Source organism: Bradyrhizobium sp. USDA3010 (assembly GCF_056429065.1).
The window spans coordinates 340214-365743 of record NZ_JBWJZD010000001.1; the positions used below are offsets into that span (position 1 = coordinate 340214).

The 25530-nt window shown below is 65.2% G+C and carries 28 protein-coding genes and 2 tRNA genes; 12 read left to right on the plus strand and 18 right to left on the minus strand.

Annotated elements, in window-relative coordinates; translation table 11 throughout:
* Window positions 1–3: 3 nt before the first annotated feature.
* Entirely contained in the window at window positions 4–1305 is a 1302-nt protein-coding gene (locus AC066Y_RS01395; protein WP_478272327.1) for a PQQ-dependent sugar dehydrogenase, read from the minus strand.
* Window positions 1306–1739: 434 nt separating this feature from the next.
* Here AC066Y_RS01395 and AC066Y_RS01400 point away from each other — a divergent pair, with 434 nt between their 5' ends.
* Window positions 1740–2021 (plus strand): hypothetical protein, encoded by a 282-nt coding sequence (locus AC066Y_RS01400; RefSeq protein ID WP_478272328.1) that lies wholly within the window; start codon window positions 1740–1742, stop codon window positions 2019–2021.
* Between the two features lie 103 nt (window positions 2022–2124).
* Here the strand turns inward: AC066Y_RS01400 and AC066Y_RS01405 are convergent, their stop codons facing one another.
* Entirely contained in the window at window positions 2125–3396 is a 1272-nt protein-coding gene (locus AC066Y_RS01405) for a serine hydrolase domain-containing protein (protein ID WP_478272329.1), read from the minus strand.
* Window positions 3397–3806: 410 nt separating this feature from the next.
* Between AC066Y_RS01405 and AC066Y_RS01410 the strand changes: the two genes are divergently transcribed.
* Together AC066Y_RS01410 and AC066Y_RS01415 are read left to right on the plus strand one after the other, a co-directional pair.
* On the plus strand, window positions 3807–3956 hold the full coding sequence (locus tag AC066Y_RS01410) for a hypothetical protein (protein ID WP_478272330.1): 150 nt from the start codon (window positions 3807–3809) through the stop codon (window positions 3954–3956).
* Window positions 3957–4030: 74 nt separating this feature from the next.
* Complete coding sequence (locus AC066Y_RS01415) at window positions 4031–5188, plus strand: caspase family protein (RefSeq protein WP_478272331.1); 1158 nt, start codon at window positions 4031–4033, stop codon at window positions 5186–5188.
* Window positions 5189–5229: 41 nt separating this feature from the next.
* Here AC066Y_RS01415 and AC066Y_RS01420 read toward each other — a convergent pair whose 3' ends face one another.
* The 14 genes from AC066Y_RS01420 to AC066Y_RS01485 form a co-directional block, all read right to left on the minus strand.
* A complete protein-coding gene (locus AC066Y_RS01420) occupies window positions 5230–5793 on the minus strand; it encodes a DUF488 domain-containing protein (RefSeq protein ID WP_478272332.1) in 564 nt (187 codons plus the stop codon).
* The gene (locus tag AC066Y_RS01425; protein WP_478272333.1) at window positions 5786–5995 is read right to left on the minus strand and encodes a hypervirulence associated TUDOR domain-containing protein; all 210 of its coding nucleotides are present in this window, start codon (window positions 5993–5995) and stop codon (window positions 5786–5788) included. The genes AC066Y_RS01420 and AC066Y_RS01425 overlap by 8 nt, the downstream gene beginning before the upstream one ends.
* A 170-nt stretch (window positions 5996–6165) precedes the next feature.
* Window positions 6166–6241 (minus strand) — tRNA-Phe (locus AC066Y_RS01430).
* Between the two features lie 140 nt (window positions 6242–6381).
* Window positions 6382–6564, minus strand: coding sequence for a DNA gyrase inhibitor YacG (gene yacG / locus AC066Y_RS01435; protein ID WP_478272334.1), 183 nt, complete (start codon window positions 6562–6564; stop codon window positions 6382–6384).
* 117 nt (window positions 6565–6681) lie between these two features.
* The gene (locus tag AC066Y_RS01440; RefSeq protein WP_092123132.1) at window positions 6682–7311 is read right to left on the minus strand and encodes a Maf-like protein; all 630 of its coding nucleotides are present in this window, start codon (window positions 7309–7311) and stop codon (window positions 6682–6684) included.
* Between the two features lie 195 nt (window positions 7312–7506).
* Window positions 7507–7971: an arsenate-mycothiol transferase ArsC gene (locus AC066Y_RS01445; RefSeq protein WP_478272335.1), complete on the minus strand. Its 465-nt coding sequence runs from the start codon at window positions 7969–7971 to the stop codon at window positions 7507–7509.
* A 54-nt stretch (window positions 7972–8025) separates the two neighbouring features.
* Window positions 8026–8532, minus strand: a complete 507-nt coding sequence (locus AC066Y_RS01450; protein ID WP_478272336.1) for a UPF0262 family protein — start codon at window positions 8530–8532, stop codon at window positions 8026–8028.
* Window positions 8529–9824: a histidinol dehydrogenase gene (gene hisD, locus AC066Y_RS01455; protein ID WP_478272337.1), complete on the minus strand. Its 1296-nt coding sequence runs from the start codon at window positions 9822–9824 to the stop codon at window positions 8529–8531. The genes AC066Y_RS01450 and hisD overlap by 4 nt, the downstream gene beginning before the upstream one ends.
* Window positions 9825–9927: 103 nt before the next feature.
* The gene (locus AC066Y_RS01460) at window positions 9928–10356 is read right to left on the minus strand and encodes a DUF2948 family protein (protein WP_478272338.1); all 429 of its coding nucleotides are present in this window, start codon (window positions 10354–10356) and stop codon (window positions 9928–9930) included.
* 315 nt (window positions 10357–10671) lie between these two features.
* Window positions 10672–11496: an alpha/beta fold hydrolase gene (locus AC066Y_RS01465; protein WP_478272339.1), complete on the minus strand. Its 825-nt coding sequence runs from the start codon at window positions 11494–11496 to the stop codon at window positions 10672–10674.
* A gap of 143 nt (window positions 11497–11639) precedes the next feature.
* Entirely contained in the window at window positions 11640–12140 is a 501-nt protein-coding gene (locus AC066Y_RS01470; protein WP_456760447.1) for a hypothetical protein, read from the minus strand.
* A 175-nt stretch (window positions 12141–12315) separates the two neighbouring features.
* Window positions 12316–12624: a UBP-type zinc finger domain-containing protein gene (locus AC066Y_RS01475; RefSeq protein ID WP_478272340.1), complete on the minus strand. Its 309-nt coding sequence runs from the start codon at window positions 12622–12624 to the stop codon at window positions 12316–12318.
* A 207-nt stretch (window positions 12625–12831) separates the two neighbouring features.
* Entirely contained in the window at window positions 12832–14529 is a 1698-nt protein-coding gene (locus AC066Y_RS01480) for an FAD-dependent oxidoreductase (protein WP_478272341.1), read from the minus strand.
* Window positions 14530–14666: 137 nt separating this feature from the next.
* A complete protein-coding gene (locus AC066Y_RS01485; protein ID WP_478272342.1) occupies window positions 14667–14906 on the minus strand; it encodes a hypothetical protein in 240 nt (79 codons plus the stop codon).
* A gap of 319 nt (window positions 14907–15225) precedes the next feature.
* On the opposite strand from AC066Y_RS01485, the gene AC066Y_RS01490 reads away from it, so the two are divergent.
* Window positions 15226–15300 (plus strand) — tRNA-Thr (locus tag AC066Y_RS01490).
* Between the two features lie 450 nt (window positions 15301–15750).
* Here AC066Y_RS01490 and AC066Y_RS01495 read toward each other — a convergent pair.
* Complete coding sequence (locus AC066Y_RS01495; protein WP_478272343.1) at window positions 15751–16455, minus strand: TetR/AcrR family transcriptional regulator; 705 nt, start codon at window positions 16453–16455, stop codon at window positions 15751–15753.
* A gap of 60 nt (window positions 16456–16515) precedes the next feature.
* On the opposite strand from AC066Y_RS01495, the gene AC066Y_RS01500 reads away from it, so the two are divergent.
* Together AC066Y_RS01500 and AC066Y_RS01505 are read left to right on the plus strand one after the other, a co-directional pair.
* Window positions 16516–17400, plus strand: a complete 885-nt coding sequence (locus AC066Y_RS01500; RefSeq protein WP_478272344.1) for an SDR family oxidoreductase — start codon at window positions 16516–16518, stop codon at window positions 17398–17400.
* 402 nt (window positions 17401–17802) lie between these two features.
* Window positions 17803–18456: a flavin reductase family protein gene (locus AC066Y_RS01505; RefSeq protein ID WP_106324472.1), complete on the plus strand. Its 654-nt coding sequence runs from the start codon at window positions 17803–17805 to the stop codon at window positions 18454–18456.
* A gap of 407 nt (window positions 18457–18863) precedes the next feature.
* Here the strand turns inward: AC066Y_RS01505 and AC066Y_RS01510 are convergent, their stop codons facing one another.
* Window positions 18864–18989: a hypothetical protein gene (locus tag AC066Y_RS01510; protein ID WP_275948971.1), complete on the minus strand. Its 126-nt coding sequence runs from the start codon at window positions 18987–18989 to the stop codon at window positions 18864–18866.
* Between AC066Y_RS01510 and AC066Y_RS01515 the strand changes: the two genes are divergently transcribed.
* The 6 genes from AC066Y_RS01515 to hemA all read left to right on the plus strand — a co-directional run bounded on the left by AC066Y_RS01515 (window position 18988) and on the right by hemA (window position 25468).
* Window positions 18988–19155 carry a hypothetical protein gene (locus AC066Y_RS01515; RefSeq protein ID WP_478272345.1) on the plus strand — a complete coding sequence of 56 codons (168 nt, stop codon included), beginning with the start codon at window positions 18988–18990 and terminating at the stop codon, window positions 19153–19155. The genes AC066Y_RS01510 and AC066Y_RS01515 overlap by 2 nt on opposite strands.
* Window positions 19156–19193: 38 nt before the next feature.
* Window positions 19194–19514, plus strand: a complete 321-nt coding sequence (locus tag AC066Y_RS01520; RefSeq protein WP_456719086.1) for a hypothetical protein — start codon at window positions 19194–19196, stop codon at window positions 19512–19514.
* A 225-nt stretch (window positions 19515–19739) separates the two neighbouring features.
* Complete coding sequence (locus AC066Y_RS01525; RefSeq protein WP_478272346.1) at window positions 19740–20474, plus strand: outer membrane protein; 735 nt, start codon at window positions 19740–19742, stop codon at window positions 20472–20474.
* Window positions 20475–20714: 240 nt separating this feature from the next.
* Window positions 20715–22859, plus strand: a complete 2145-nt coding sequence (locus AC066Y_RS01530) for a methyl-accepting chemotaxis protein (protein ID WP_478272347.1) — start codon at window positions 20715–20717, stop codon at window positions 22857–22859.
* 132 nt (window positions 22860–22991) lie between these two features.
* The gene (locus tag AC066Y_RS01535) at window positions 22992–24056 is read left to right on the plus strand and encodes an MBL fold metallo-hydrolase (protein WP_229182372.1); all 1065 of its coding nucleotides are present in this window, start codon (window positions 22992–22994) and stop codon (window positions 24054–24056) included.
* 182 nt (window positions 24057–24238) lie between these two features.
* Window positions 24239–25468: a 5-aminolevulinate synthase gene (hemA, locus tag AC066Y_RS01540; protein WP_478272348.1), complete on the plus strand. Its 1230-nt coding sequence runs from the start codon at window positions 24239–24241 to the stop codon at window positions 25466–25468.
* Window positions 25469–25530: the final 62 nt, after the last annotated feature.

Below are 25530 nucleotides of genomic sequence, written 5' to 3' on the forward strand. Positions count from 1 at the left end.
CCACTACGCTCCCGTGACGCGCCAGATCACGTTGCCGACATCGTCGGCCACCAGCAGCGAGCGGTCGGCTCCGAGCGCGACGCCGACCGGGCGGCCGTACGACACCTTCTCGTCGGGCGCGAGGAAGCCCGACAGGATGTCGCGTGCCGGCCCCGAGGGGCGGCCGTTCGTAAACGGCACGAACACCACCTTGTAGCCCGACAGCGTCGAGCGATTCCACGAGCCGTGCTGGCCGATCGCCATGCCATCGGGGAAACCCGGCAGCGTGCCGGCGGGCATCCAGCACAGGCCGAGCGAGGCGGTGTGGCCGCCGAGCGCGTAATCCGGCTGGATCGCCTTGGCGACCATCGCCGGATCCTGCGGCACGCGATCGTCCACCGTCTTGCCCCAGTAGCAATAGGGCCAGCCATAGAAGCCGCCGTCGCGCACCGAGGTCAGATAGTCCGGCGGCGTCTCGTCGCCGATGCCGTCGCGCTCATTGACGACGGTCCACAGCACATTGGTAGTCGGCTCCCATGCGAGCCCGACCGGGTTGCGCAGGCCGCCGGCGAAGATGCGGCTGGTGCCGGCTGCGAGATCGAGCTCGTAAATCGCGGCACGGCCTTCCTCGACCCTCATGCCGTTCTCGGCGATGTTGCTGAGCGAGCCGACGCCGGCGTAGAGCTTCTTGCCGTCGGCGCTCGGCAGCAGGCTGCGCGTCCAGTGCCCGTCGGGCTTGAAGGTAACGAGCTTGCGCCCTTCCGCCGTGATGCGGTCTGCGCCCGCGGTGTAGGGAAACGCGACCACGCCGTCGGTGTTGCCGACATAGAAGGTGTCGCCGATCAGCGCCATGCCGAACGGCTGGCGCAATCCTTCCATGAAGGCACCGCGGCTTTCGGCGACGCCGTCGCCATCGCGGTCGCGCAGCAGCGTGATGCGGTTGGCGCTGACGCCGAGGGCGGCGGCGCGGCGCATCGTCGCCTGCATCGCATAGTGGAAGACGCTGCGCGGGGTGCCTGCGATTTGCGTCGCCTCCGCGATCAGGACATCGCCATTCGGCAGCACGTTGATCCAGCGCGGATGATCGAGCTCGGCGGCAAAGGCGTTAACCTTGAGCCCTGGCGCAGCGGTCGGAAGCTGGCCCTTGTCCCACCCCCGTGCAGTCGGCATCTTCAGCGTCGGGATCGCGCCCTGCGACTTCGCCGCCGGGATTTGCGGCGCGCTGCCCCAGGCCGGTGCGGGCTCGGCGCCCTGCATCCGCCGCCACGCCACGGCGCCGGCTCCGATCGCCGCGACGACGCGCGCAAAAACTCCAGACGTGCTCATGAACTTCCCCTGTAATTGCGCCGTGTTGCTACGCATTTCCGCCTGCGGCCCGCACGAGCATTCGCATAATGCCGGCCCTGATGACAGTAGTTATACGATCTTCGCATCCGCCATCGAATCGACGAAACTGGCTGTACGCTCCCTTGTCAGAGCGTTTTCCTCCCTGAGACCTTGCCCGCCCCGGTCGGCGGGCTTCCTTTTACGAAGCGCCCGGCTTGGGCGCGGCCTGCTGGGGACCGTTATAGCTGGAAAAGCATAGCGATCCAGCGAATGCATGCGACCGGGCAGAGCCGGCGCGCCAATCTCACAGCGCAAGGCTCTTCACCAAATCCTGATCCCACCTCCGTGCAAATTCACCTTCGCCAGCTGCATGGCGGATCAGGAACGCCGGTCCGCGGCGGTCGTTGGTCGCGACACCAGCAAGGAGTGTATGAATGCAACGGAAGACCAAGATCCTGGCTCTGGCCGCGGCGTCGCTGATCGCAACGACGGCCGGTGCGTTCGCGCAGGGCTACTATCCTTACGGGAACCCCGGCCCACGATACTACGGCGGCCCGCGCTACGAGACCTATCAGCCGCCGGTCATGTACAATGAACCCGGTTGGTATGGCGCGATGAACGGCAGCAATCATCCGGCGCCCAGCTCGACACAGGGCGACGTTGGTCCGGAAGGGAACAACAACGGCACGCTGACCGGCGTCTACCGGCAGTGGTAGCCCACGCAAATTTGAAGGCCCGTCGCTCGGATTGAGCGACGGGCCTTTTGCTATTTCGGCGAATCGACATCTATGAACGACTCTCCAGAAATTTGGAGGACGATCACTTCACCATCGCGCCGTAAACGATGTCCTGCACGTTCTCGCGATAATATTTGCGCAGCTCGCCGGGCGCTGCGGTTCCGACCACCACGACGAGGCGCTCCTTCGGATCGCAGAAGAACTGCGTGCCGTAGGCGCCGTTCCAGGTGAACTCGCCGGGATTGCCCGGCACCGACGACAACCCCTCGCTGGTCCGCACCGCGACCGCCAGCCCGAAGCCGAAGCCGCCGCGATGCGGCTCGACCGCGGCGACGTTGTTCTTGATCTCGGGCCCGAGATGGTTCGACGTCATGAGGTGCACCGTTTGGGGGCTGAGGACGCGCTTGCCGTCGAGCTCGCCGCCGTTGAGCAGCATCTGTCCGAAGCGGACATAGTCGCCGACGGTGGCGAACGAGCAGGCACCGCCGCAGTCGAACTTGGTCGGCGTGTCGAGCAGCTTGATGGCTTGCGGCTTGCCGGTGAGCGGGTCGTTGGGGAACGGATGCGCCAGACGCTCGCGCTGGGCGTCGGTCGGGTGGAACGTCGCTTCCTTCATGCCGAGCGGCTTCCAGACATTGGCCGAAAGATAGTCGCCGAGCCGCTGGCCGGAAACCTTCTCGACGACGGCGCCGAGCACGTCGATCGAGAAGCCGTATTCGAACTCGGTGCCGGGCTGATGCACCAGGGGCAGCTTGGTGATGCGTTCGATGAAGGCCGCCGTGTCGCCTTCGACCGCCGGCGCCGTGCCGTCGGGATAGAGCCGCGCCAGCGCGCTCGAGCTGTCGGGCCGGCCGCCATACATCAGGCCCGAGGTGTGGCGATAGAGATCATGGATGAAGATCGGCCGGGCCTGCGGCTCCATCGTCAGCGACCCGTCGGCCTGCTGCACGCCCACCTTCATGTCGGCAAATGCCGGATAGAACTCGGCGACCTTCGCCTGCAGCGGCAACCGGCCCTGCTCCATCAGCGTCAACCCCGCGACCGCCGCCATCGGCTTGGTCATCGAGGCCAGCGCGAACACCGCATCGATCGGCATCGACGTGCCCTTGACCGGATCGAGCTGACCGTAGGCCTTGTAGTGCACGAGCTTGCCGTCGCGCGCGATCGCCACCACGGCGCCGGGCACGCGCTTGGCCGCGATCTCGCGCGCGAAGAAGTCGTCGAGCCGCGCCAGCCCCTGATCCGAGAAACCGGCCTGATGCGCGGACGCTTCCGGGAGCGGCGGCGCGGCGCGGGCGATGTTGACGGCAAGACATGTGGCGGCGGCAGCCGCGGCAACGGCGATCGTTCTCATTGTTTCCTCACCGGGGACCGCGGGCGATTGTGATGAATTCGCTGCCCGCTCCGGCAGGCTTAGATCACGCCGGCAAAGGCGACAAGGCGTGGCGGCGCGCGGCGGTGTCGCCGGGGCGCATGTCTCCCGCCGTGACGTCTCCTGCAGCAAAGAACGGCTCGACCCCGCGCACGAACGTCTTGACGCGCGGCGCCGATCGCCTGGTGCATGTCGATATATTTGTAGGAGCCGAGCCGGCCGCCGAAGACGACGTTCGGATGCGATGCCGTCATGGCGTGATAGGACGCGAGCATCGCGCGGTCGGCTGCCGTGTTGCGTCGGACAATGCTGCTCGGCGATGACGGCGACGAGGAAGCCCGCGCCCACCACGATAACGTCGAAGCATTCAAGCTGCATGTGATCCCACTACGATGAGCGAGCTCTATCCGCGCTTCTCGATGCAGCGGTCGGTGCAGGACATCCACGAGATCACGATGTCGACCGCGGGCGCGGCCGGCGCCAATCTGTTGCCTGCCGAGCCGGTGCCGGCAGGGGTCTGGACGCCGAGACCGGCGGCCTGATCGCACCGCCATTTCCGTGGCCGCCTTGCGCCGGCTGCGCTACCGTGGGCCCGTCACCTCCGACCGGGTCCAGCATGAACCGCCGCGCGTTTGTCTCGGGACTGGCCATCGCCGCAGCGCTCGCGGGCCTTGCCGCGCCGGCCGCCGCCGACGGCAGGCGGGTGGCGCTGGTGATCGGCAACGGCGCCTACAGAAGCGTGCCGGCGTTGTCCAATCCGCCGAATGATGCCGGCGATATCGCCGCCGCGCTGAAGCGCCTCGGCTTCGCCGTCACCCTGATCACCAACGGCAGCTTCGACGAGATGCGGCGCGGCCTGATCGCGTTCGGACGCAATGCCGCCGGCGCCGACATGGCCGCGGTGTACTTTGCCGGCCACGGCATGGAGATCAACGGCGACAACTGGCTGATCCCGGTCGATGCCGAACTGAAGCGCGACACGGATGCGGCCAATGAAGCGATCAGCCTGCAGAGCGTGATGCTGCAGGTCTCCAGCACCGGAAGTCTCGGCCTCGTCATCCTCGATGCCTGCCGCAACAATCCGTTCGCGGCGAAGATGAGCCGCTCGCTCGCCACCCGCGCCGCCGCAAGCAATGGGCTCGGCCGCATCGAGCCGGTCGGCAACGTGCTGGTCGCCTATGCCGCGCGCGACGGCACCACCGCGCTCGACGGCGACGGCCGCAACAGCCCGTTCGCCGCGGCGCTGTTGCGCAACATCGAGGCGCCGGGCGTCGAGGTCACCTTCATGTTCCGCAACGTCCGCGACGACGTGATGGAGGCGACGCGCAACGAGCAGCAGCCCTTCGTCTACGGCTCGCTGTCGCGCAAGGCGATCTACCTGGCGGCGCCGCCGGCCGACACAACGGCGCCGAAACAGGCGAACGCGACGCCGGCCGCCGCGGCTCCCGCTCTGTCGGCGCCGCCAGCGACCTCAGCCGGCGCGATCGATCCCGCGCTGATCGGCACCTGGGAAATCATGGTGGCGGGCAGCCGCGGCCAGTCGCGCTGGATCTGGCAGATCATGGCCGACGGCACCTACAAATTCCATGCCGAGCCGTTCCGCTCGGCGCAAGCCCACGAAGGCACCGTGACCTTCGCCAACGGCCGCTGGACGCTGCATGCGCTGAGAGGATTGAGGAATTACAGTGATGCCGGCTCCTACGAAGTCCACGACAGCACCGCCGTGATCACCGGCAAGCTCGGCACCGGCTATTGGAAACGGAGCGTGGAGTGAGGCGGCGCAATGCAAGGGTGCAGCCGCAGGTTTCGCAGGCCTCACAAGTCCAGTTGACCGGTCGCCGGATAGACTACCGTACCATCGCCTTGCACGACGGCGCCTTCAGTGAGGCGGGCGGGCTCCTGGCGGCCCTCCCCCATGAGGTGGACGACGGTCTCGCCGGACGCAATGAGATAGTCGGCGACGATGCGGCGGTGGCAGCGCCACCACACCGCTTCCGAGCACATGATCGCGCAGCGTTGCCGGAGGCCCTCGTCGCGCAAATGCTGCAGGCTCGCGTGGAACTGCGGCGACAGCGCGTAGTCGGCGTAGTTGTGGAAGCTCTCGTTGCTCCAGAATCCGTTAACCGAAGGCGGCACGCTTCGCGCCTTGCCGCGCAGCCCGCCGAGATCGGCCAGATGTTCGTACGAGATGGCGGCGGCGGCCAGCGGATCGGGGAGCGTGTCCTTGTTGAACTGCGGATTGGTCCGCGACCGCGGCACCGTTCTGATGTCGACGACACGGTCGATCCTCGCCGTCGTGAGGAGGACGACGAAGTCCTCGAGACTGCGGTTGGAATGACCGATCGTGAAGAACGGCAGCGCCGCGCCTGTGCTAGGCATGATGGAGCGCGCTGCCCTTGTGCGCCGCGACGTGATCGGTCTTGTCGCTCTTGATTTCGTACTGCGGATCGGCCTCCGAGGCGCGGTGCATGTGCCCCTTGTAGTCGAAATCGCTGGTGTGGACCGCGGTGATGGTGCCCGAGACGTGGCCAGCCTCCGAATTCCATCTGACGTGATCGCCGACCTTGAATCGCCTAGTCATGTCGCAACGTCCTTCAGGCGCGGGAGCGCCCTGACGATACGGCGCCAAATTGTGGCACCGGATCAAGATGCTCGCCGCTGCAAACCGGTTGGCCGCCCGCCAGGTTCCTGCCTTGCGTTCCAGATCGTCCGAATGCGTTGCTGGGCCAGTCAGAATTGCTGCGAAGGGAATGGTGCCCAGGGGCGGGATCGAACCACCGACACTGCGATTTTCAGTCGCATGCTCTACCAACTGAGCTACCTGGGCATACCCGCGGGGCCGAAAAGGCCGCAGCGAGCGGGCGGTTTATAGAGAGGTCGGGGCGTCGTGTCCACCCGGCTTCGCGAAACGCTTCGCCGGGCGCCGCCCGCCCGGCGTTGTTTCCCCAACTTGTTGGGAAATCTTGGCTATTCCGGGTCCTCCGCGTCGTCATCGCGGCCGGGAACGACATAGCGGCCGCTCAGCCAGCGGTTGAGATCGACGTCGCGGCAGCGCGACGAGCAGAACGGGAGAAAGGCCTGCTGGGCGGGCTTGCCGCAGATCGGGCAGGTGCGCCCGGTGGCCGGGGGCGTTCGGGCTTGGTCGGTCATGGCTTCGGCGCAGCTTACACCAATTGGCAATCGAGGAGGCGGCCGCATGTTCCGCCGCGTGCCCTCTCCCGCTTGCTTGCGGGAGCGTTGCAGGCGCCGCAGCCGCGCGAAGGCGGATCACACCGCGACGGCGTTGAGCCAGCCGTGGCGGATCGGAAAGCCCTCACCGCCGAGCAGGGTCACGGTCTCGTAGAGCGGCAGGCCGACCACGTTGGTGTAGGAGCCGACCATCTTGACCACGAAGGATCCGGCGATGCCCTGCACGGCATAGCCGCCGGCTTTGCCGCGCCATTCGCCGGAGCCGATATAGGCCTGGATGTCGTCGTCGCTGAGCCGCTTGAAGCGCACGCGCGTCTCGACCAGGCGCTGGCGGAACGCTTCGCGCGGCGTCACCACGCAGATTGCGGTGTAGACGCGGTGGTTGCGGCCCGACAGCAAGCGCAGGCACTGCGCGGCCTCGTCGACCAGATTGGCTTTCGGCAGGATGCGGCGGCCGACCGCGACCACGGTGTCGGCGGAAATGATGAAGGAGCCGCGCAGATCGTCGTCGAGCTGCACCGACTTCAGCGCCGCGTCCGCCTTCGCACGCGCCAGGCGGTTGGCGCAGGCGCGCGGCAACTCGCCCCGCCGCGGGGTCTCGTCGACATCGGCCGGACGCAGCGCGTCGGGCTCGATGCCGGCCTGGTTGAGCAGGGCCAGCCGCCGCGGCGAACCGGAAGCAAGAACGAATTTGGGACGGCCTAGCATGCGGGCTTTTGGGCTGAATCGGGGGGACGGACGCGGGCGGAACCTATCGGATGGGGCATGGATGCACAACCTTGGAACCGGTCGCGAATCGCGCTTCCCCGTGGGCGACAAGGCCCCATAAGCACAGCTGTTTGTCAGTCTGGCGACAAGCGGCGGACCTTGCGAATCGGAACACGCGGGTCCCTGCGCTGAGCCTCACAGGTTCGCGACGCCGGCCTTGGTAAAGCGGCGGCGGATGCGCAGCAACAGGCCGTCGCAGACCTCGCGATAGGCGGCGAGCTTCTGCTCGCGATTGCCGCTGGTGCCGGTCGGATCAGGGGTCGGCCAGTATTCGACAGCGGCGGCGAGGGTCCGGGTCAGATCCAGCGCCTTGTGGTGTGCCTCGGGCGACAGCGTGATGATGAGGTCGAAGTTCAACCCCTCCCAGTCCTCGAGCTCCTCGAAGGTCTGCGGTTTGTGGCTGGAAATGTCCTGGCCGAACTCGGCCATCACGGCGACCGCGAACGGATCGAGCTCGCCCTTCTTCACGCCGGCCGAGCGGACATAGACGCCTTGCGGGAACATCTGCTGCAGCAGGCTTTCGGCCATCGGCGAGCGCACGGCGTTGTGCCCGCATGCGAACAGCACGGCCTGCGGGGAGCGCGCGCGCGGCGCTTCCATGCGATCAGGCTTTTTTTGGCCGGGGCAGAACCCCGTCCATCATCGTTGCGACGATCATGCGCCTTCACCCTTCCAGTGCAGCACAGTGATCAGCGTGAACAGCCGCCGCGCGGTCTCGAAATCGACCCGCACCTTGCCCTTGAGCCGCTCCTGTAGCGTGCGCGAGCCCTCGTCATGGATGCCGCGGCGGCCCATGTCGATGGCCTCGATCTTGTCCGGTGTCGCGGTACGGATCGCCTGATAGTAGCTGTCGCAGATCATGAAGTAGTCCTTCACGACGCGGCGGAACGGCGTCAGCGACAGCAGATGCGCCACCACGGGCGTGCCGTCTTCTTTCCTGATATCGAACATCAGCCGGTTGCCGGTGATCGCGATGTGCAGGGTGTAGGGCCCCGGCCCGGCTGCGCCTTCGGGCGCGAACAGGTTCTGCTCGACCAGGTCGTAGATGGCGATCGCCCGCTCGTGCTCGATGTCGGGCCCGGAACGGCCGATCGATTCCTCGTCGAGCGTCACCGCGACGATGCGATTGTTGGAATCCTCGTCGTCTGGTGGCTTGTTCATGAGAGGTTGAGGCGCAATCCGACGGAACGTGAATGGGCATCGAGACCCTCGGCCTGGCCAAGCGTCATCGCGGCGGGCCCGAGCGCGCGAAGCTGATCCGGCCCGCAGCGCAGGATCGAGGTTCGCTTCATGAAGTCAAGCACCCCGAGGCCCGAGGAGAACCGCGCCGAGCGCGCGGTCGGCAGCACGTGGTTGGAGCCGCCGACATAGTCGCCGATCGCCTCCGGGGTATGGGGCCCGAGGAAGATCGCCCCGGCGTTGCGGACCTTTTTCGACAGGCCCTCGGCGTCCGCGGTCATGATCTCCAGATGCTCGGCCGCGATCGCATTGGCGAGCTCGACCGCGTCGTCGAGCTTTGCCACCATGATCACGGCGCCGAAATCATCCCACGAGGCGCGCGCAATCGCCGCACGCGGCAGCGTCGCAAGCTGCGCCTCGACCGCGCGCTCGACATCAGCCGCGAGCCGCGCGCTGTCGGTGATCAGGATCGACTGCGCGCTGACGTCATGCTCGGCCTGCGCCAGGAGATCGGCCGCGATCCAGTCCGCATTGCCGGTGTCGTCTGATATCACGAGCACCTCGGAGGGGCCGGCGATCATGTCGATGCCGACCTTGCCAAACACCTGTCGCTTGGCCGCGGCGACATAGGCGTTGCCGGGGCCGACGATCTTGGCGACCGGGGCGATGGTCGCAGTGCCGTAGGCCAGCGCCGCCACCGCCTGGGCGCCGCCGACGCGGTAGATTTCCGAGACACCGCCGAGATGGGCGGCAGCGAGCACCAGCGGGTTGAGCTTGCCGTCCGGCGCCGGCACCACCATCACGACCCGCGGCACGCCGGCGACCCGGGCCGGCACCGCATTCATCAGCACCGAGGACGGATAGGCCGCGGTCCCGCCAGGCACGTAAAGTCCGACCGCATCGACCGCGCTCCAGCGCCAGCCGAGCTCGACGCCGGCGGCATCGGTGAAGCGCTCGTCCTTGGGCAGCTGGCGGCGGTGAAAGGTCTCGATCCGGTCGCGCGCGAATGTCAGCGCCTCGACGGTCTTGGCGTCGCACGCCGCCACCGCGGCGTCGATCTCGGCGGCGGTGATGCGCAGGCCAGCTGCGTCGAGTTCGAGCCGGTCGAACTTCTTGGTCGCCTCGAGGAGCGCCGCATCGCCGCGGGCGGCCACGTCATCGACGATGGCGCGGGTGGCGCGCTCGACGTCGGCCGATACCTCGCGCTTGGCCGCCAGGAATTCGCGGAAGCGTTGCTCGAAATCGGCGCTCTGTCGGTCCAGGCGAACGGGCATGGCGGCTTTCTGAAGAGGACTTTGGGTCCCTGCTCAATGGCGCGGCGGATAATGGCCGTCAACCCTTGGGGGCACGCAATCTCCCCGTCGTCCCGGCGAAGGACTACGCCGGCCCCACCCCGAGATCGTCGGGCCCGAGATCGGTCAATTCGCACTCCAGGCACTCGACATCGAGCCGCAGCGCCGCCCCCTGGCCGAACATCAGCAGCGCGCTGCCGCCCGGCGGGTCGGAGGCATGGAATTCGATCCCGAGCAGTTCCAGGGTGGCCTCCGGCGCCTCCAGGTCGATATTGCGCGACTTGCATGCCAGCACCCGGTCGAACCGGAGCGCCGCGATCAGCCGGCGCGAAGAAGTGGCACCGGCCAAGGTCTGCTCCCAGTCCAGCCGGTTCAGGCCGACCACGAGGCGCTTCTCGTCCTGCCGCCAGACGATGTCGGCGGGCTGGACGTGGGCGTCCTGCACATGGGCGGAGATGACAGCGAGGTCATCGGCATCGAGGGCAATCAGTTTCAGGGGGGCAGGCGGGGACATGACGGTCCTTATAACGCCTTGCGGCCGCGGGCGGTACCGCATGGCCTCAAGGCCCCCCGCTCAGGGGAACCGGCGAGCGCACAGGCAAAATATCGAAAACAACCCCATGCAAAGCATGCCGACGGCACCCGGGATCGGCAAGGCAACTTGACACGCCGGGCAAATCAGGGATAAATTTCCATTATTCCGAAATCTCTCCTCGCTCGCAATGGCCCCGCCAAGGCGGGAACCTTGCCGTCGGTGGCAGCCTCACTTTGGAGGGGGTGAAGCTGCGCGGCGTTGGGACAAGCAGTACGACGCGCAGCGCCAGCCGCCTCACCCCTTGATGAACGCCAGCAGATCCTTGTTGATGGTCTCGGCTTCCGTGGTCGGCATGCCATGCGGAAAACCCTTGTAGGTCTTCAGCGTGCCGTTCTTCAGGAGCTTGGCCGACAGCGGGGCGGAATCGGCGTAGGGCACGATCTGGTCGTCGTCGCCATGCATCACCAGCACCGGCACGGTGATCTTCTTCAGATCCTCGGTGAAGTCGGTCTGCGAGAACGCGACGATGCCGTCGTAATGCGCCTTGGCACCGCCCATCATGCCCTGCCGCCACCAGTTCTGGATCACGGCCTCCGACGGCTTTGCGCCGGGCCGGTTGTAGCCATAGAACGGCCCCGCCGGGAGATCGCGGTAGAACTGCGAGCGGTTGGCCGCGAGCTGCGCCTGCAGACCGTCGAACACCGACTTGGGCAGGCCGCCGGGATTGGCCGCGGTCTGCACCATCAGGGGCGGCACCGCGCTGAGGATCGCGGCCTTTGCCACCCGGCTCTCGCCGTGGCGGGCGATGTAATGCACCACCTCGCCGCCGCCGGTGGAATGGCCGACATGGACGGCATTCTTCAGGTCGAGATGCGCGGTGACGGCCGCGAGGTCGTCGGCGTAGTGATCCATGTCATGGCCATCGGCAACCTGGGCGGAGCGGCCGTGGCCGCGGCGGTCATGGGCGACGACACGAAAGCCGTGCCCCACGAAGAACAGCATCTGCGCGTCCCAGTCGTCCGACGACAGCGGCCAGCCATGGCTGAACACGATCGGCTGACCCGAGCCCCAATCCTTGTAGAAAATCTCGACGCCGTCTTTGGTGGTGATGGTGGGCATTTGATTGCTCCTCTTGTTGCTGATTTCTTGGTCCGCCCACGCCCGGCGTGAGCGCACCTCGGGCGACGGCGCATGCCGCACACGCCACCGCACATCATCTTCTATGCGGTGCGTCGCCGCGAAATGATGTCATCCGGCCCGGTTCAGGCGAATGTGACCGGCCGGAACCGGCGCCACGCGCCGATGATCACCACGGCAAAGAACACCAGCACGATGCCCTGCACCACCGCAAACACCGGCCCGGACGGCGGGTTCGGCGGCACGGCCGGCGCCAGCGCCTGCAGCGCGGGCACCTTGAGGAAGCTCTGGATGACCAGCACGAAGACGTTGAGATAGAGCGAGACCATCGCGGTCACGATATAGATCGGGCGCCAGGCGCCCTTGAGCTGCATCGCATACAGCGCGATGCAGGCGATCGCGAGCAGCACCAGCGAGAGGCCGCCGATGATGTGCGACGGCAGCAGCTTCTCGGTCACCAGAGGCGGGATCACGAAGCCGGTGGCGTTGGTCAGGATCGTGAGGACGAGGAAGATCGCGGTCAACCCGGGCATTGCGCGCGAGCCGAGCAGGCCGAACATCACGATGACACCGGCGACGATTGCAATCAGGCTGATAATGACGTGCACAAGTACCAGCGTCGTCATGTGGCGCACTCCCCGTTGAGAACCCGCACCACGTTACGATGTGTTTTTGAAAATTGCTACATGGTCGATGGCAGGATGGCCGACATCGCATGAAAATGCGTTGATGCCAGCTGTTGCTGAAAAATTTCGCACCGATGTCATACGCCGCGGCGCGTGCGCCTCGTGAGAACTCGACTCAATAATAGCGCGGGATCGGCCCGTTATGCGGCGTCTTGCGCTCCGACAGGTCGAACAGCACCTCGTCGACATAGCACCAGCCCCAGCCTTCCGGCGGATCGTAGCCTTCGATCACGGGATGGCCGGTGGCGTGGAAATGCGCCGTCGCATGCCGGTTCGGCGAGTCGTCGCAGCAGCCGACATGGCCGCAGGTGCGGCAGATCCGCAAATGCAGCCAGCGGCTGCCGCTCTTCAGGCACTCCTCGCAGCCAAGCGCACTCGGCGTGACATCCTGGATGCCGGCGATATGGGTGCAGCCTTTTGTCATTTGCGACCCCTTACCTTGTGCGCCGTTTTTGACCCGTCATCCCCGCGCAAAGGCTTCGCCTTTGTCGCTGGAGGCGCGAGCCTTGCGGCGCAATTGCGCCGTTGGGCGAGCCTCGAAGGATGCACGGCCGCACTGTGGCCGATTCATCCTTCGAGACGCCGCTTCGCGGCTCCTCAGGATGACGGGGATAGTGTCGTATCGACATCCCTACAGCGACGGACTGCCGTCGTCGGCGAGATAGCCGTGCAGCGCGGCGACGACCTGCGCGCCCTCGCCGATCGCGCCGCCGACGCGCTTGACCGAACCGGAGCGGACGTCGCCGACCGCGAACACGCCGGGCACCGTGGTCTCGAGCAGCGGCACGGCGGGCGCGCCCTCGCCGTTCTGCACGCCGGTCATCACGAAGCCGCCGCGGTCGACCTGCACGCCGCAGCCCTCGAGCCAGCCGGTCGCCGGATCGGCGCCGACGAACAGGAAGAGATTGCGGATATCCATGGTGAACTCGTCGGGCGCGAGCCGGCTGCGCCAGCGCACGCGCTCCAGCGTCTCCGCGCCTTCGAGCCCGATCACCTCGGTGTTGAACATCAGTTCGATGTTCGGCGTCGCCTCGATGCGCTCGATCAAATAGCGCGACATGCTGGCCCCGAGCCCGCCGCCGCGGATCATCATGTTGACCCGGCGCGCATGCGCCGACAGGTAAACCGCGGCCTGGCCCGCGGAGTTGCCGCCGCCGACCAGCACGACATCCTGGTTGGCGCAGAGCCGCGCCTCGATCGGCGAGGCCCAGTACCAGACGCCGCGGCCCTCATAGCTCTCGAGATTGTCGATCGCCGGCCGGCGATAGCGCGCGCCGCTCGCGACCACCACCGACTTGGCGCGCAGCGTGTGCCCGCAGCCGGTGGCGAGCGTGAACGCGCCCGACGCCTTCGAGCAGTCGAGCGATTTGATCGAGACCGGGATCAGCATCTCGGCGCCGAATTTCTGCGCCTGGTTGAAGGCGCGCCCGGCCAGCGCCTGGCCGGTGATGCCGGTCGGGAAGCCCAGATAGTTCTCGATCCGCATGCTGGCGCCGGCCTGGCCGCCGAAGGCGCGGGAATCGAACACCGCGACCGACAGGCCCTCGGAAGCCGCGTAGACCGCGGTGGAGAGCCCGGCCGGGCCGCTGCCGACCACCGCGACATCGTAGACCTTGTCTTGCGCACTGTTGCCGATCATGCCGAGCGCCATCGCAAGCGCGGTCTCGGACGGATTGCGCAGCACCGTGCCGTTCGGACAGACCACCAGCGGCAGCTCGGCGCGGGTCGGCGAATAGCGCGCGACGAGGTCGGCGGCATCCTTGTCGGTCTCGGGATCGAGGACGTGATGCGGCTGGCCGTTACGCGCCAGGAAATTCTGCAGCGGCGCCATGTTGCCGACCGACGCGGAGCCGATCAGCACCGGCCCGCCGGCGCCGCCCTGGATCAGGCTGACGCGGCGCAGGATCAGCGCGCGCATGATGCGCTCGCCGAGGTCGGCCTCGGCGACCAGCAGCGCACGCAGCCGCTCGGGCGGCAGCAACAGCGTCTCGACGGGGCCGTCGGCATGGCCGTCGACCAGCGCGGCGCGGCCCGAGAGCTGGCCGATCTCGGCAAGGAACTGCCCCGGCCCCTGGTCGATGATCGGCGTGACACGGCCGAGGCCATCGCGCTGGGAGATCGACACGCAGCCCGACAGCACCACGAACATGCCGGGCCCCGGCTGGCCGGTCTCGAACAGCGCCTCGCCATCCCCATACGAGCGCGGCTCGCCGAAGCGGCGCATCCGCTCGATCTCGTGCCCCGTCAGGGTCGGAAAGGTCTGCTCATGGCGCGGGAAGGCGGTGGCGGTGGCGTTCAGCCGATCGATCGTCGTCTCATCCATGGCCATCTCGGCGACTCTCTTCTTGTTGCAACAAATGCCAACCGGCCGGAGTTTCGATTCTCACTAGAACCAGAACCCAGGCCCTGGCTTGTCGTTTTGCCGGATTTTCTGCACGAACTGATGTCCATCTCGCAGAAATCGCTCTAGCGGCCCGGCTCGCTTCCGCCGGCGTCGTCTCGCGCGCCGTCTTCTCCTGAGCCGTCATCCAACGAGGCGTCATCTAGCGAGGCTTGGGATGGTTCGGAAGCCACATCCTCGCGACCGCGCGCCTGCGATTTTCGCCGCTTCAGATTTTCGCGCAGCGCCAGCTTGAGACGATCCTGACGTGAATCCTTCACGCGGGCTCCGGCCTGCCCGCCGCCCTTGTCGTGCTCACCTGTCATTGCAAAACTCTCGAACCGCCGTCGCGCCTTCCGCGAGGCCGAACATAGCCAATGGCCGCCGCCCGCGCACCCTGCCCGGTCGGCCTGTTGCGCCAGGCGGCATGATTCGGCGGCAGGGCGAAATCCGGCCTCCCGGCACGATCGGAACCCAATCGGACCGGAATCGGCCGGATTGGGCAGAATCACCGGCCAGGAACGTCAGTTTCTGCCGATTTCGTCGGCAACAGCGGCGCTGTTTCGCTTGCGCCAACGGGAGGCCTGTGGCAAGAACCGCCCGCTTGGACGGGCCCTTGGGGCCGATTCAATTTTTCCCGGGCATGCTGCCGTAGCTCAGTGGTAGAGCACTCCATTGGTAATGGAGAGGTCGACAGTTCAATCCTGTCTGGCAGCACCACCTTTCCTATTGGATCCATTGATTTTATTGGAAATTCGGACCTGAGTGCCACACGAAAGTGCCACACAGACCATGGTTTCCTTGAACTGCTCAATGTCCAAGCGCGTCCGATCCAACATCCCGCGATTCCGCGTCCATAAATAAGCGCCGAACTTTGGCCCCCATCGGCACCCCATGGGTGATGAACATTTGGGTGATGGGTTCAAGGAGTTCGGCTGTGTTGGCTGGGTCAACTTTCGGCGCCGATCGGGGGGCAAACCGTGCGCCGAATAACACGCAGGCGCAGAAGACTGAACTGAAAGGGCTCAAGTCAGAGGCGCAGACGCTTGCTGGATCGTTGCCAGCAAGCAAGGGTGATGGTGTTTCCTGGGAGCGGGCACGCATCCGAGTTGCCCTCGCGTGGGGCGTGCGCTTGGCGCCGACGTTTCTGGTCGGATGTGAAGAGTCCTCTTATGAACGGTCTTCGTTCCTGCCGGCGCGCCTCGGCATCCTGACCTCGCCAGGCCTTGCGCTGGATGATCTCCGTTTGCCAGACCGTTGAGGCGCCGCAGCTGCTGGTGCCGATGGCCATGCCAGCATCGCAAGTTCGACAACTCGGCGAAGCTCTCCGGACGTGGCGCCGGCCTGCGGCAAGTTCATCATGGCCTGCAACACGCCGAGGAAGTGCCACGACAGACCGGCGACGTCGGAAGACGGGGCCAATTCTCCGCTGGCGACCGCATCGCGCAAGATTTTGCTGAGGATGGCGCGCTGGCCCAAGACACCTTCCCGCGCGACCGCTTGGCTCGCAGGTGGCAGATCGGCCATTTCCGTGCAGGATCGAACGAGCATGCAGCCGGGGGGGCGCGCCGTCTTGCCCTCTCTGGGCAGGAATTCGTGAAAGAGAGCTTCAAGCTGCTGGCGCTTCGTACTGGCTTGAACCGCATTCATCCGCTTCAGAACGCGCTCGGCGTAGGTCGAAAGAACCTCCTGGAACAAGCCGTCCTTGTCCCGAAACCGCTTGTACATGCTCGAGCGCGACAGACCCATCGCGGTCGTCAGTTGATCGATCGACGATGCTGCGTAGCCATGGCGCCAGAAGATCTCCATCGCGGAGCTGATCACGGCATTGTCGTCAAATTGGGGCTTTCCGCTCATGGAATTCTCGCTTGACATACTGGAACGATCGTTCCAAAAGTCTTGGACTGATCGGTCCAAGATACCAAAGGATACTCAATGCTCAAATCCTCCCGGACCAACGACAGTCGCCCCCGCATCGCCGTCGCCGGCGCCACAGGACGCGTTGGCTCAGCCCTCATCGCAAGCCTGGTATCCGAACCTCTTGATTTGGTGGCGCTGACCCGGAATCCGGACGTACAGCGCGTTCCCTCCGATGTTTCTCTTGCGGTGGTAGATTTCGATGTACCGTCTAGTCTCAAGGACGCCTTGCGTGGCGCCGATCGGCTTTTTCTTGCCCACGGCACCTCACCTCGGCAAGTCGGCAACGAGATTGCACTGATCGATGCAGCTGTCGGCGCAGGCGTCGGTCACATCGTAAAATTGTCCGCGATGGGTCCGCCCTCTCGGTTGCATCCGATGGACTGGCACATGCAAATTGAGGCGCATCTCGCGACTCTCGACATCGGCTACACGGTTTTGCGTCCATCAACCTTCGTCGATGTCCTGGCACGGGCGGGCGCTCAAGTTGCCGATGACTCATGGGGCGGCGCGGCGGGCGATGGATTGGTTAATTTGATCGACACACGCGACGTTGCGGATGTCGCGCGCGCTGCTCTTCTGGACGACGCACACCCGACTGCTCAGCGCGCCTGTCACCTGACCGGGCCACGGGCGGTGAGCATGCCGGAGATCGCCGAAGAAATATCGAAACTACTTGGGCGGACCGTCACATATCAGCAGCGAAGCGCCGCAGAGCAACGCGAAAAACTGCTCGCCTCGGGACTGAATGAATTTGTGGCTGACTTGCTGGTCGGGCTGGATCGTCTTTTCCGCGATTCGGCGCTCGCTGAAACGACGTCAACGGTTGAAAATTTGACGGGCCACGCACCGCGGTCTGCCGCGGGCTGGCTGAGCGAAAACATCTCGAAGTTTCGGAAGTAGATCGAAGAGAAGGAGCCAGTTTGCGCTGCGCTAAATCCGACCGCGGTCATCGTGGGCCACAGTCCGCTCGATCCCGACCACAGCCCGAGCCGCATCGACGCGACGCGCCAGTACATTCGCGACTTCGATGAACTCAACAATGAGAGCGAGACGGCTCGGCAGCTTTATGACCGGATGCTTGCACTCTATCCCGATCGGACCAACCCTGGATCTCTTTGGGCCAGCGCTCACGCTGCGAAGGAGGCTGTCGGATAAACAACGGGGAAAGAGGTATGAACGCTCGAGCATAGCTTGCTCTCGGCGATGCTCTTGGCGACGTCAGCCCAATGCGTTCTTACAGCTTGAAGCATGGATGATCTCACCCCTATCGCTCATTTCCAATTTCACACAGGGCTAGAAATCATGAATCTCGAGGATATTCATTACTATGAACCGTCGCAAGGTCATGGTCTGAGACATAATCCTTTCAACGCAATCATTGCGCCGCGCCCGATCGGCTGGATCTCATCTCAGAGCAAGAGTGGGCAACTTAATTTGGCGCCGTACAGCTTTTTTAATGCCTTCAACTACGACCCGCCGATCTTGGGCTTTGCATCCATCGCTTGGAAAGACAGCGTCAAGAATGTTTCAGAGACGGGCGAATTTGTCTGGAATCTCGTGACCAAAGATCTTGGTGATCAGATGAACAGGACGGCGGCACCTGTCCCGCACGGTGTGAGTGAGTTCGACGTTGCCGGGCTGGCGACTGCGGCAAGCCGGCACGTCAAGGTGCCCCGAGTTCGTGAAAGTCGAGCTGCCATGGAATGCAAGGTCACTGAAATTGTCCAGTTTAAGAACGCCAGAGGCGAGAAGGTGCAGGGGTGGCTGGTCTTGGGCGAGGTTGTGGCAGTTTACATCGACAAATCCCTTATCAAGGATGGCGTTTATCAGACGGCGCTCGCAAACCCAATATTGAGATCTGGGCGGGGTGGAGACTACGTAGAGGTCACGCAGGACCGGGTGTTTGAAATGGAGCGTCCACCCGGAAGCAGTCATCCAGCTTTTCATGGATCTTAGGTAGAAATTCGAGGCTTCGCGTAAAGACACTTGGCGCAGCTGTTACTGTTGCATCGCCGGCAACTGCATTGGCTCAAGGCGAAGCACGTTTGAAGATCGATTGCTTCACCTTAACCCGAGTCTACAGCTGCGGCCGCTTATCAATGAACGTCAGGCAGACTGCTACTTTTCGCGGCGGTTACCGCCGATCAATACTCCCGACTTGTCGTAAGGTAGAATGTCCCGTCGATCGCGATGTGTAGATAAGCGCGAACTTTGGCCCCCATCGGCTTACAACATTGACCCTATACGTGATGAACATTTGGGTGATGGTTCAAGGAGTTCGGCTGGGTTGTCCGGGGTCAACCTTCGGCGCCGATCGGGAGCAAACCGTGCGCCGAATAACAGCCTGTCCCAAACACATCGCATCAATGCGCGAGCAGCAGACCCGCCCCGCCGATCATCAGCACCACGTAGAACGCGAACACACTGCCGACCCATTTCCAATCGATCTGTCCGTGTTCGGGGCTCAGGCTTTCGATGATGCCGTGCATGATGGTTTCCTTCGAGAAGCGTTTTCGAGCGAAGCGGGTGCCGGTTCGCGTGAAGAAAACGCGTCAAAACAAGAATCTAAAGCTACGTTCCGATTCAATCGAAACGGAAAAGGCTCTAGAAGTCGCATGCGCGGCGTATAGCCTGCGCCTTGATCACGTCATGTGATTCACTTCACACTTCAAAGTCGCGGAACGGACCCAAGAGTGACTGGCCCAGAACTGAAGAAACTGCGCGAACATCTCGGCGAGGCGCTCGGCCGCAATCTGACGGCGGCGGACATGGCGAAGCTGTGCGGGTTGCCGGCGGCCGGCGGCGCTGAAAAGCTCCGCAAGTGGGAAGTCACCGGCCCGACCCCGAAGGTCGCCGCGCTGCTGCGCGTGCTGGCGATGGCGAGCGAGCACTATCCGATCCTGGAGAAGTTCGACGTGTTCGATCGCCACGACGTTCCGGTCAAGGATCGCGCCGCACGCCGCCAGGCGTTTCGCGAGCAGATGCGCGACGACGTGCGCAAGCGGCTCGACTAGCAGACGGCTTGGTTAACGGAACAAGCGCATCGCGCCCGGCGGTTAGGCCTTCCGTCATTCCCGCTTAAGCATTCGTTAGGCACAACAAAACGTTTCGCCGCTACGCCTGCGACTTAACGCTCCAAGCCGCCTTTCGGTGAGAAATTTTATTCAAATGCGGTCTAACGCATCGCCATGGATGGCGCCATTCACGCCGCGCCTCATGACTTGTCCGGAGACTGCCCCATGAAGAAGTTCCTGCTCGCAACCGCAGCCGTCGCTGCCTTTGGCGCGACCGCCCAGGCCGCCGACCTCGGCTCCCGTGGCTATTACCAGAAGGCGCCCGCGCCTGTTTACGCCGCGCCGCTCTACAACTGGACCGGCTTCTATCTCGGCGGCCATCTCGGCGGCGTGTTCTCGCAGAACAACACGTTCAACGGCCTCGCGCTGTCGGACTCCAGCGCCCGCTTCATGGGCGGCGTCCAGGGCGGCTACGACTGGCAGCTGTCGCCGATGTGGGTGATCGGCCTCGAAGGCCAGTATTCCTGGGTCGGCGGCCACCAGCTCAATGCGATCTTCCCGGGCGGTTACGTCTACAACAACAACCAGCGCGGTATCGCCTCGATCACCGGCCGGGTCGGCTACACCTGGGGCCCGGGCCTGATCTATGTGAAGGGCGGTTACGCCTATTCCGACAACAACGAAACGGTGACGCTGGGCGGCGCGCAGGTCCCCTTCGCGCTTAGCGACAACCACAGCAACGGCTGGACCATCGGCGGCGGCGCCGAATACATGTTCGCGCCGAACTGGTCGGCCAAGGTCGAGTACCAGTACTACGACTTCGGCGACAGCCGCTTCACCGCACCCGGCGCGCTGGTGCCGGTCGGCAGCTTCCACAATGACGAGCACACGGTGAAGGCGGGCCTCAACTACCGCTTCAACCTCGGCAACCTCGGCGGTCCCGCTTACGGCCGCTACTGAGGTTACCGACCACCACAACCGAGAGTGGAAAGGCCGGCTCACGCCGGCCTTTTTGCGTCCGATCGCGCGCATCGATTCCGCACAGCGAACCAACACCGCGCCGACACGCGGCAGCGCCGAAAAATCCGGCAGATCGTCGCAATTTTCCCGATTTTGTTAACCCGCCGCATTGATACTCCCGCGCCGGGGAAACATCCAAGAGTAGTGGCCGCTTGTAGTGGGCCAGGGGGATACGGGGCAATGGCGTTTCGGTTCAAGCTCGGCAAACCAAATCTCAAGCGTATCCGCCTGCCGCAGATGGGCGTCAGGGGCAGCCTGTTCGCGGCATTCGCCGTGATCGCGGGCATGGCGCTCGTGATCAGCGCAGGCGCCGGCATCGTGCTGCATCAGCTCGGCGGCACCATGAGCGATCTCTCCGGCCGCGACATTCCGCGGCTCGCCGCGAGCCTGCAGCTTTCCGCGCAGAGCGCCTCGCTCGCGGCCCAGGGACCCGGCCTGCTCGCCGTGCAAAGCGAGGATGCGCTGAACGATCGCACCAAGAAGGTGCAGGAGGTCGCGCAGCAAACCAATGCCAAGCTTGGCGAGATCATCGAACTCGGCGCCGACAAGTCCGTCGTCAGCGCGCTGCAGGAGAACGTCAAGAACACCGACGAGGCGACCAGGAGCCTGATCTCCGCCGCGCATGAGCGGCTCGACGTCGGCGCACTGCGCGACAAGCAGTACAACGCGCTGCGCAAGGCGCAGGCGGCCTTCGCGTCCGCCGCCGGTCCGGCGATGCTCGACGCGCAGACCCGGCTCAACGCCATCCTCGCCGCGGCCGAAGTCTCCGCGGACGATGCCACGGAAGCGGCCCGCACCGTCGGTCAGATCAGCAACGTGCTGTCCATCGGCAATTCGATGGCGGCCGACATGACCGCGGCGCTGTCGGCGAGTTCCAGCGAGACGCTCGATGCGATCGAGGCGGAGTTCAAGAAAGGCCGCGAGCGGATCAAGTCCAACCTCGAGGATCTGCCGAACAATCCGGCGATCGTTGCCGTGCGCGACACCGCGCAGAAGCTTCTGGTGCTTGGCGAAGGCAAAACCGGCGTGTTCAAGATTCGCCAGAAGGAGCTCGACTCGATCGACTACGGCCAGACCATCCTGGAAGAGACCCGCAAGCTCAATGTCGGGCTCGGCATCAGCGTCCAGCAGCTGGTCGACGCCGTTCAGAAGGAAACCGACTCTTCGACCTTCCAGGCGCGGCAGCAGATCTCGCTCGCGACCACGGTGATGATCGGGCTCGGCGCGCTGACGCTGGTCGGCTCGTTCCTGTTCGTCTGGCTCTATGTCGGGCGCAACATCCTGCGCCGCATCCGCGGCCTGCAGCGCTCGATGCAGCTGTTGTCCGACGGCGACCTCGACACCGAGATCCCGCAGAGCCGCCAGCGCGACGAGATCGCCGTCATGGCCGACGCGCTGCAGGTGTTCCGCGAGAGCATGATCGAGGGCCGCGAGCTCACCGAAAAACAGAACAAGGACCGCTCCGCGAAGGCCGAGCGTGCCTCGCGCATGGAGAAGCAGATCGCGACGTTCGAATCGACGGTCCGCACCGCGCTCGGCAGCCTGCAGAGCGCGGCGAACTCGATGCAGTCGACCGCGCAGAGCATGTCGGCGACCGCCGACCAGTCGAGCGCATTGGTCAACGCGGTCGCCTCGGCCGCCGAGGAGACCTCGGTCAACGTGCAGACGGTGTCGGCCGGCACCGAGGAGCTGTCGTCGTCGATTGCCGAGATCGGCCGCCAGGTCGTCACCTCGGCGGAGATCGCCCGCAAGGCGGTCGAGGAAGCCAGCGCCACCGACACCACCATGCAGGGGCTTGCCGACAATGCCGCACGCATCAGCGTCGTGGTCGACCTGATCCAGACCATCGCCTCGCAGACCAATCTGCTGGCGCTCAACGCCACCATCGAGGCGGCGCGCGCCGGCGAGGCCGGCCGCGGCTTTGCCGTCGTCGCCTCCGAGGTGAAGAACCTTGCGAGCCAGACCGCCAAGGCGACCGAGGAAATCCGCCAGCAGATCGTCAGCATGCAGGAGGTGACTACGACGGCGGTCACCGCGATCCGCAACATCTCGAGCACGATCGGCGAGATCAACGACGTCACCACCGCGATCGCCGCCGCGGTCGAGGAGCAGGGCGCGGCGACCCGCGAGATCGCCCGCAACATCCAGCATGCCGCCGGCGGCACCAGCGAGGTGTCGAGCAACATCGTCGGCGTCTCGACCGCTTCGGCCGAGGCCGGCGCCGCGGCCGGCGAAGTCCTCAGCGCCTCGGACGCGCTGCGCCGCGAGGCCGACGTGCTGCGCTCCGAAATCGACGGCTTCCTGTCGAACATCCGCGCCGCCTAGCAACGCCTCTGTGCGATCCGTAGCCCGGCTTGATCCGGGCTACGGAATTCGGGTGCTATTCCACCCCATTCTCCGGACGACTATCTGATTTTTCGGCTGGCGCGGCGGCCCGGGTCCCGCTAAGTCGGTAGCATGCATACGAAGACCGACAGCCTTCCCTCTTCGGCGGAGGCACTGCGATACCCTTGGGAGAACCATCCCGGCCACGACCAGGTCGTGGAGGTGGCCCCCGGCGTGCTGTGGGCGCGGCTGAAGCTGCCGTTCCGCCTCAACCATGTGAACATCTATCTGCTCGCCGACGGCGACGGCTGGACCATGGTGGATGCCGGCTTCGGCAATGAGGAATCGATCGCGGCCTGGACCACGCTGTTCGAGGGCCCGCTGAAGCACGTCAAGGTCAAGCGACTGATCGTGACGCATTCGCATCCCGACCATGTCGGTCTCGCCGGCTGGATCACCGAGCGCTTCGACTGCCCGCTATTCATGTCGCAGGTCGAATACCTGCAATCGGTCTATCACCAGAACCGCGGCACCGAGGAACGGCGCAACGCGCAGCGGCTGTTCTTCCGCCGCCACGGCATGGACGAGGACCTGACCGAGAAGCTGCTCGGCCGCGGCCAGGACTACCTGAAGCGCGTGTCGGTGCTGCCGCCGTCCTACCACCGCCTCACCCATGGCGACGAGGTCGTGATCGGCACGCGGCGCTTCAAGGTGATCACCGGCGGCGGACACGCGCTCGACCAAGTGATGCTGTATTGCGCCGCCGACAAGCTGTTCCTGTCCGCCGACCAGGTGCTGAGCAAGATCTCGCCCAATGTCAGCGTCTGGGCGGTCGAGCCGGAGCAGAACTCGCTCGGCGAATATCTGGCCTCGCTGGCCAGCCTGACCACCACTTTGCCCTATGACGTGATGGTGCTGCCCGGCCATGGCGTGCCGTTCTACGGGCTGAAGACCCGGATCAAGCAGCTCGCCGATCACCATGAGGAGCGCTGCCGGCTGATCGCCGAGGCCTGCCGCGAGGTGCCGCAGACCTCCAAGGAACTGGTCCCGGTGGTGTTCCACAAGCACGTGCTGGACGAGCACCAGATGGGCTTCGCCGCCGGCGAGCTGGTCGCCCATGTCAATTACATGCTGGTCGAGGGCCGCCTGACCGCCGAAATGCACGACGACGGCATGCTGCGCTTCAAGACGACCTGAGACCGGTCGGGCCGTAATGCCCCGGGGAATTTGACCGAAATCAAGCCGGATAGACGGCCGCTAGGGCAATTTGCCCAACTGTCGCGCATGCCCAGATGTGGGCCAATGCATGGACATTGGAGCTGGAAAAGCTCTAAGAAGAGGCAGCTTTTCCGGTCAGGTTCCGCTTTCTGGGTTCGCCGATGAATTACAGCCAGTTCTTCCAAACCGCCCTCAACCGCCTGCATGACGAGCGGCGCTATCGGGTGTTCGCCGACCTCGAGCGGATCGCGGGACGCTTCCCGCACGCGACCTGGCATTCGCCGAAGGGCAGCCGCAACGTCGTGATCTGGTGCTCCAACGACTATCTCGGCATGGGCCAGCACCCCAAGGTGGTCGGCGCCATGGTCGAGACCGCGACCCGCGTCGGCACCGGCGCCGGCGGCACCCGCAACATCGCGGGCACCCATCATCCGCTGGTGCAGCTCGAAGCGGAGCTCGCCGATCTCCACGGCAAGGAAGCCTCGCTGCTGTTCACCTCGGGCTATGTCTCGAACCAGACCGGCATCTCGACGCTCGCCAGGCTGATTCCGAACTGCCTGATCCTGTCGGACGCGCTGAACCACAATTCGATGATCGAGGGCGTGCGCCAGGCCGGCTGCGAACGCCAGATCTTCCGCCACAACGACGTCGCGCATCTCGAAGAGCTTTTGATCGCCGCCGGCCCCGAGCGGCCGAAGCTGATCGTCTGCGAGAGCCTTTATTCGATGGACGGCGACGTCGCGCCGCTCGGCAAGATCTGCGATCTCGCAGAGAAATACGGCGCCATGACCTATGTCGACGAGGTCCATGCGGTCGGTATGTACGGCCCGCGCGGCGGCGGCATTGCCGAGCGCGACGGCGTGATGCACCGGATCGACGTGCTCGAGGGCACGCTGGCGAAGGCGTTCGGCTGCCTCGGCGGCTATATCGCGGGCCGCGCCGAGATCATCGACGCGGTGCGCTCCTACGCGCCGGGCTTCATCTTCACCACCGCGCTGCCGCCGGCGATCTGCTCGGCCGCCACCGCTGCGATCCGCCATCTGAAGACCTCGAACTGGGAGCGCGAGCGCCACCAGGACCGCGCCGCCCGCACCAAGGCGATCCTGACCGCCGCCGGCCTGCCTGTGATGTCGAGCGACACCCATATCGTGCCGCTGTTCGTCGGCGACCCCGAGAAGTGCAAGCGCGCCTCCGACCTGCTGCTGGAGGACCACGGCATCTACATCCAGCCGATCAACTATCCGACGGTCGCCAAGGGCGCCGAGCGGCTGCGCATCACGCCCTCGCCCTACCATGACGACGGCCTGATCGACGCGCTGGCCGAGGCCCTGCTCCAGGTCTGGGACCGGCTCGGCCTGCCCCTGCACCAGAAGTCGCTGGCCGCCGAGTAACCCTATCCGCGTCCACCCCCGAATTTGGGCCGGCCGTGCATCGCACCGCCGGCCCTTTGCGT

Bases quoted from the DNA above. Each gene is read 5' to 3' on its own strand.
- AC066Y_RS01395 (WP_478272327.1), bottom strand. From the start codon at position 1,305: ATGAGCACGTCTGGAGTTTTTGCGCGCGTCGTCGCGGCGATCGGAGCC.
- AC066Y_RS01400 (WP_478272328.1), top strand. From the start codon at position 1,740: ATGCAACGGAAGACCAAGATCCTGGCTCTGGCCGCGGCGTCGCTGATC.
- AC066Y_RS01405 (WP_478272329.1), bottom strand. From the start codon at position 3,396: ATGAGAACGATCGCCGTTGCCGCGGCTGCCGCCGCCACATGTCTTGCC.
- AC066Y_RS01410 (WP_478272330.1), top strand. From the start codon at position 3,807: ATGAGCGAGCTCTATCCGCGCTTCTCGATGCAGCGGTCGGTGCAGGAC.
- AC066Y_RS01415 (WP_478272331.1), top strand. From the start codon at position 4,031: ATGAACCGCCGCGCGTTTGTCTCGGGACTGGCCATCGCCGCAGCGCTC.
- AC066Y_RS01420 (WP_478272332.1), bottom strand. From the start codon at position 5,793: ATGCCTAGCACAGGCGCGGCGCTGCCGTTCTTCACGATCGGTCATTCC.
- AC066Y_RS01425 (WP_478272333.1), bottom strand. From the start codon at position 5,995: ATGACTAGGCGATTCAAGGTCGGCGATCACGTCAGATGGAATTCGGAG.
- yacG (WP_478272334.1), bottom strand. From the start codon at position 6,564: ATGACCGACCAAGCCCGAACGCCCCCGGCCACCGGGCGCACCTGCCCG.
- AC066Y_RS01440 (WP_092123132.1), bottom strand. From the start codon at position 7,311: ATGCTAGGCCGTCCCAAATTCGTTCTTGCTTCCGGTTCGCCGCGGCGG.
- AC066Y_RS01445 (WP_478272335.1), bottom strand. From the start codon at position 7,971: ATGGAAGCGCCGCGCGCGCGCTCCCCGCAGGCCGTGCTGTTCGCATGC.
- AC066Y_RS01450 (WP_478272336.1), bottom strand. From the start codon at position 8,532: ATGAACAAGCCACCAGACGACGAGGATTCCAACAATCGCATCGTCGCG.
- hisD (WP_478272337.1), bottom strand. From the start codon at position 9,824: ATGCCCGTTCGCCTGGACCGACAGAGCGCCGATTTCGAGCAACGCTTC.
- AC066Y_RS01460 (WP_478272338.1), bottom strand. From the start codon at position 10,356: ATGTCCCCGCCTGCCCCCCTGAAACTGATTGCCCTCGATGCCGATGAC.
- AC066Y_RS01465 (WP_478272339.1), bottom strand. From the start codon at position 11,496: ATGCCCACCATCACCACCAAAGACGGCGTCGAGATTTTCTACAAGGAT.
- AC066Y_RS01470 (WP_456760447.1), bottom strand. From the start codon at position 12,140: ATGACGACGCTGGTACTTGTGCACGTCATTATCAGCCTGATTGCAATC.
- AC066Y_RS01475 (WP_478272340.1), bottom strand. From the start codon at position 12,624: ATGACAAAAGGCTGCACCCATATCGCCGGCATCCAGGATGTCACGCCG.
- AC066Y_RS01480 (WP_478272341.1), bottom strand. From the start codon at position 14,529: ATGGCCATGGATGAGACGACGATCGATCGGCTGAACGCCACCGCCACC.
- AC066Y_RS01485 (WP_478272342.1), bottom strand. From the start codon at position 14,906: ATGACAGGTGAGCACGACAAGGGCGGCGGGCAGGCCGGAGCCCGCGTG.
- AC066Y_RS01495 (WP_478272343.1), bottom strand. From the start codon at position 16,455: ATGTCAAGCGAGAATTCCATGAGCGGAAAGCCCCAATTTGACGACAAT.
- AC066Y_RS01500 (WP_478272344.1), top strand. From the start codon at position 16,516: ATGCTCAAATCCTCCCGGACCAACGACAGTCGCCCCCGCATCGCCGTC.
- AC066Y_RS01505 (WP_106324472.1), top strand. From the start codon at position 17,803: ATGAATCTCGAGGATATTCATTACTATGAACCGTCGCAAGGTCATGGT.
- AC066Y_RS01515 (WP_478272345.1), top strand. From the start codon at position 18,988: ATGATGGTTTCCTTCGAGAAGCGTTTTCGAGCGAAGCGGGTGCCGGTT.
- AC066Y_RS01510 (WP_275948971.1), bottom strand. From the start codon at position 18,989: ATGCACGGCATCATCGAAAGCCTGAGCCCCGAACACGGACAGATCGAT.
- AC066Y_RS01525 (WP_478272346.1), top strand. From the start codon at position 19,740: ATGAAGAAGTTCCTGCTCGCAACCGCAGCCGTCGCTGCCTTTGGCGCG.
- AC066Y_RS01530 (WP_478272347.1), top strand. From the start codon at position 20,715: ATGGCGTTTCGGTTCAAGCTCGGCAAACCAAATCTCAAGCGTATCCGC.
- AC066Y_RS01535 (WP_229182372.1), top strand. From the start codon at position 22,992: ATGCATACGAAGACCGACAGCCTTCCCTCTTCGGCGGAGGCACTGCGA.
- hemA (WP_478272348.1), top strand. From the start codon at position 24,239: ATGAATTACAGCCAGTTCTTCCAAACCGCCCTCAACCGCCTGCATGAC.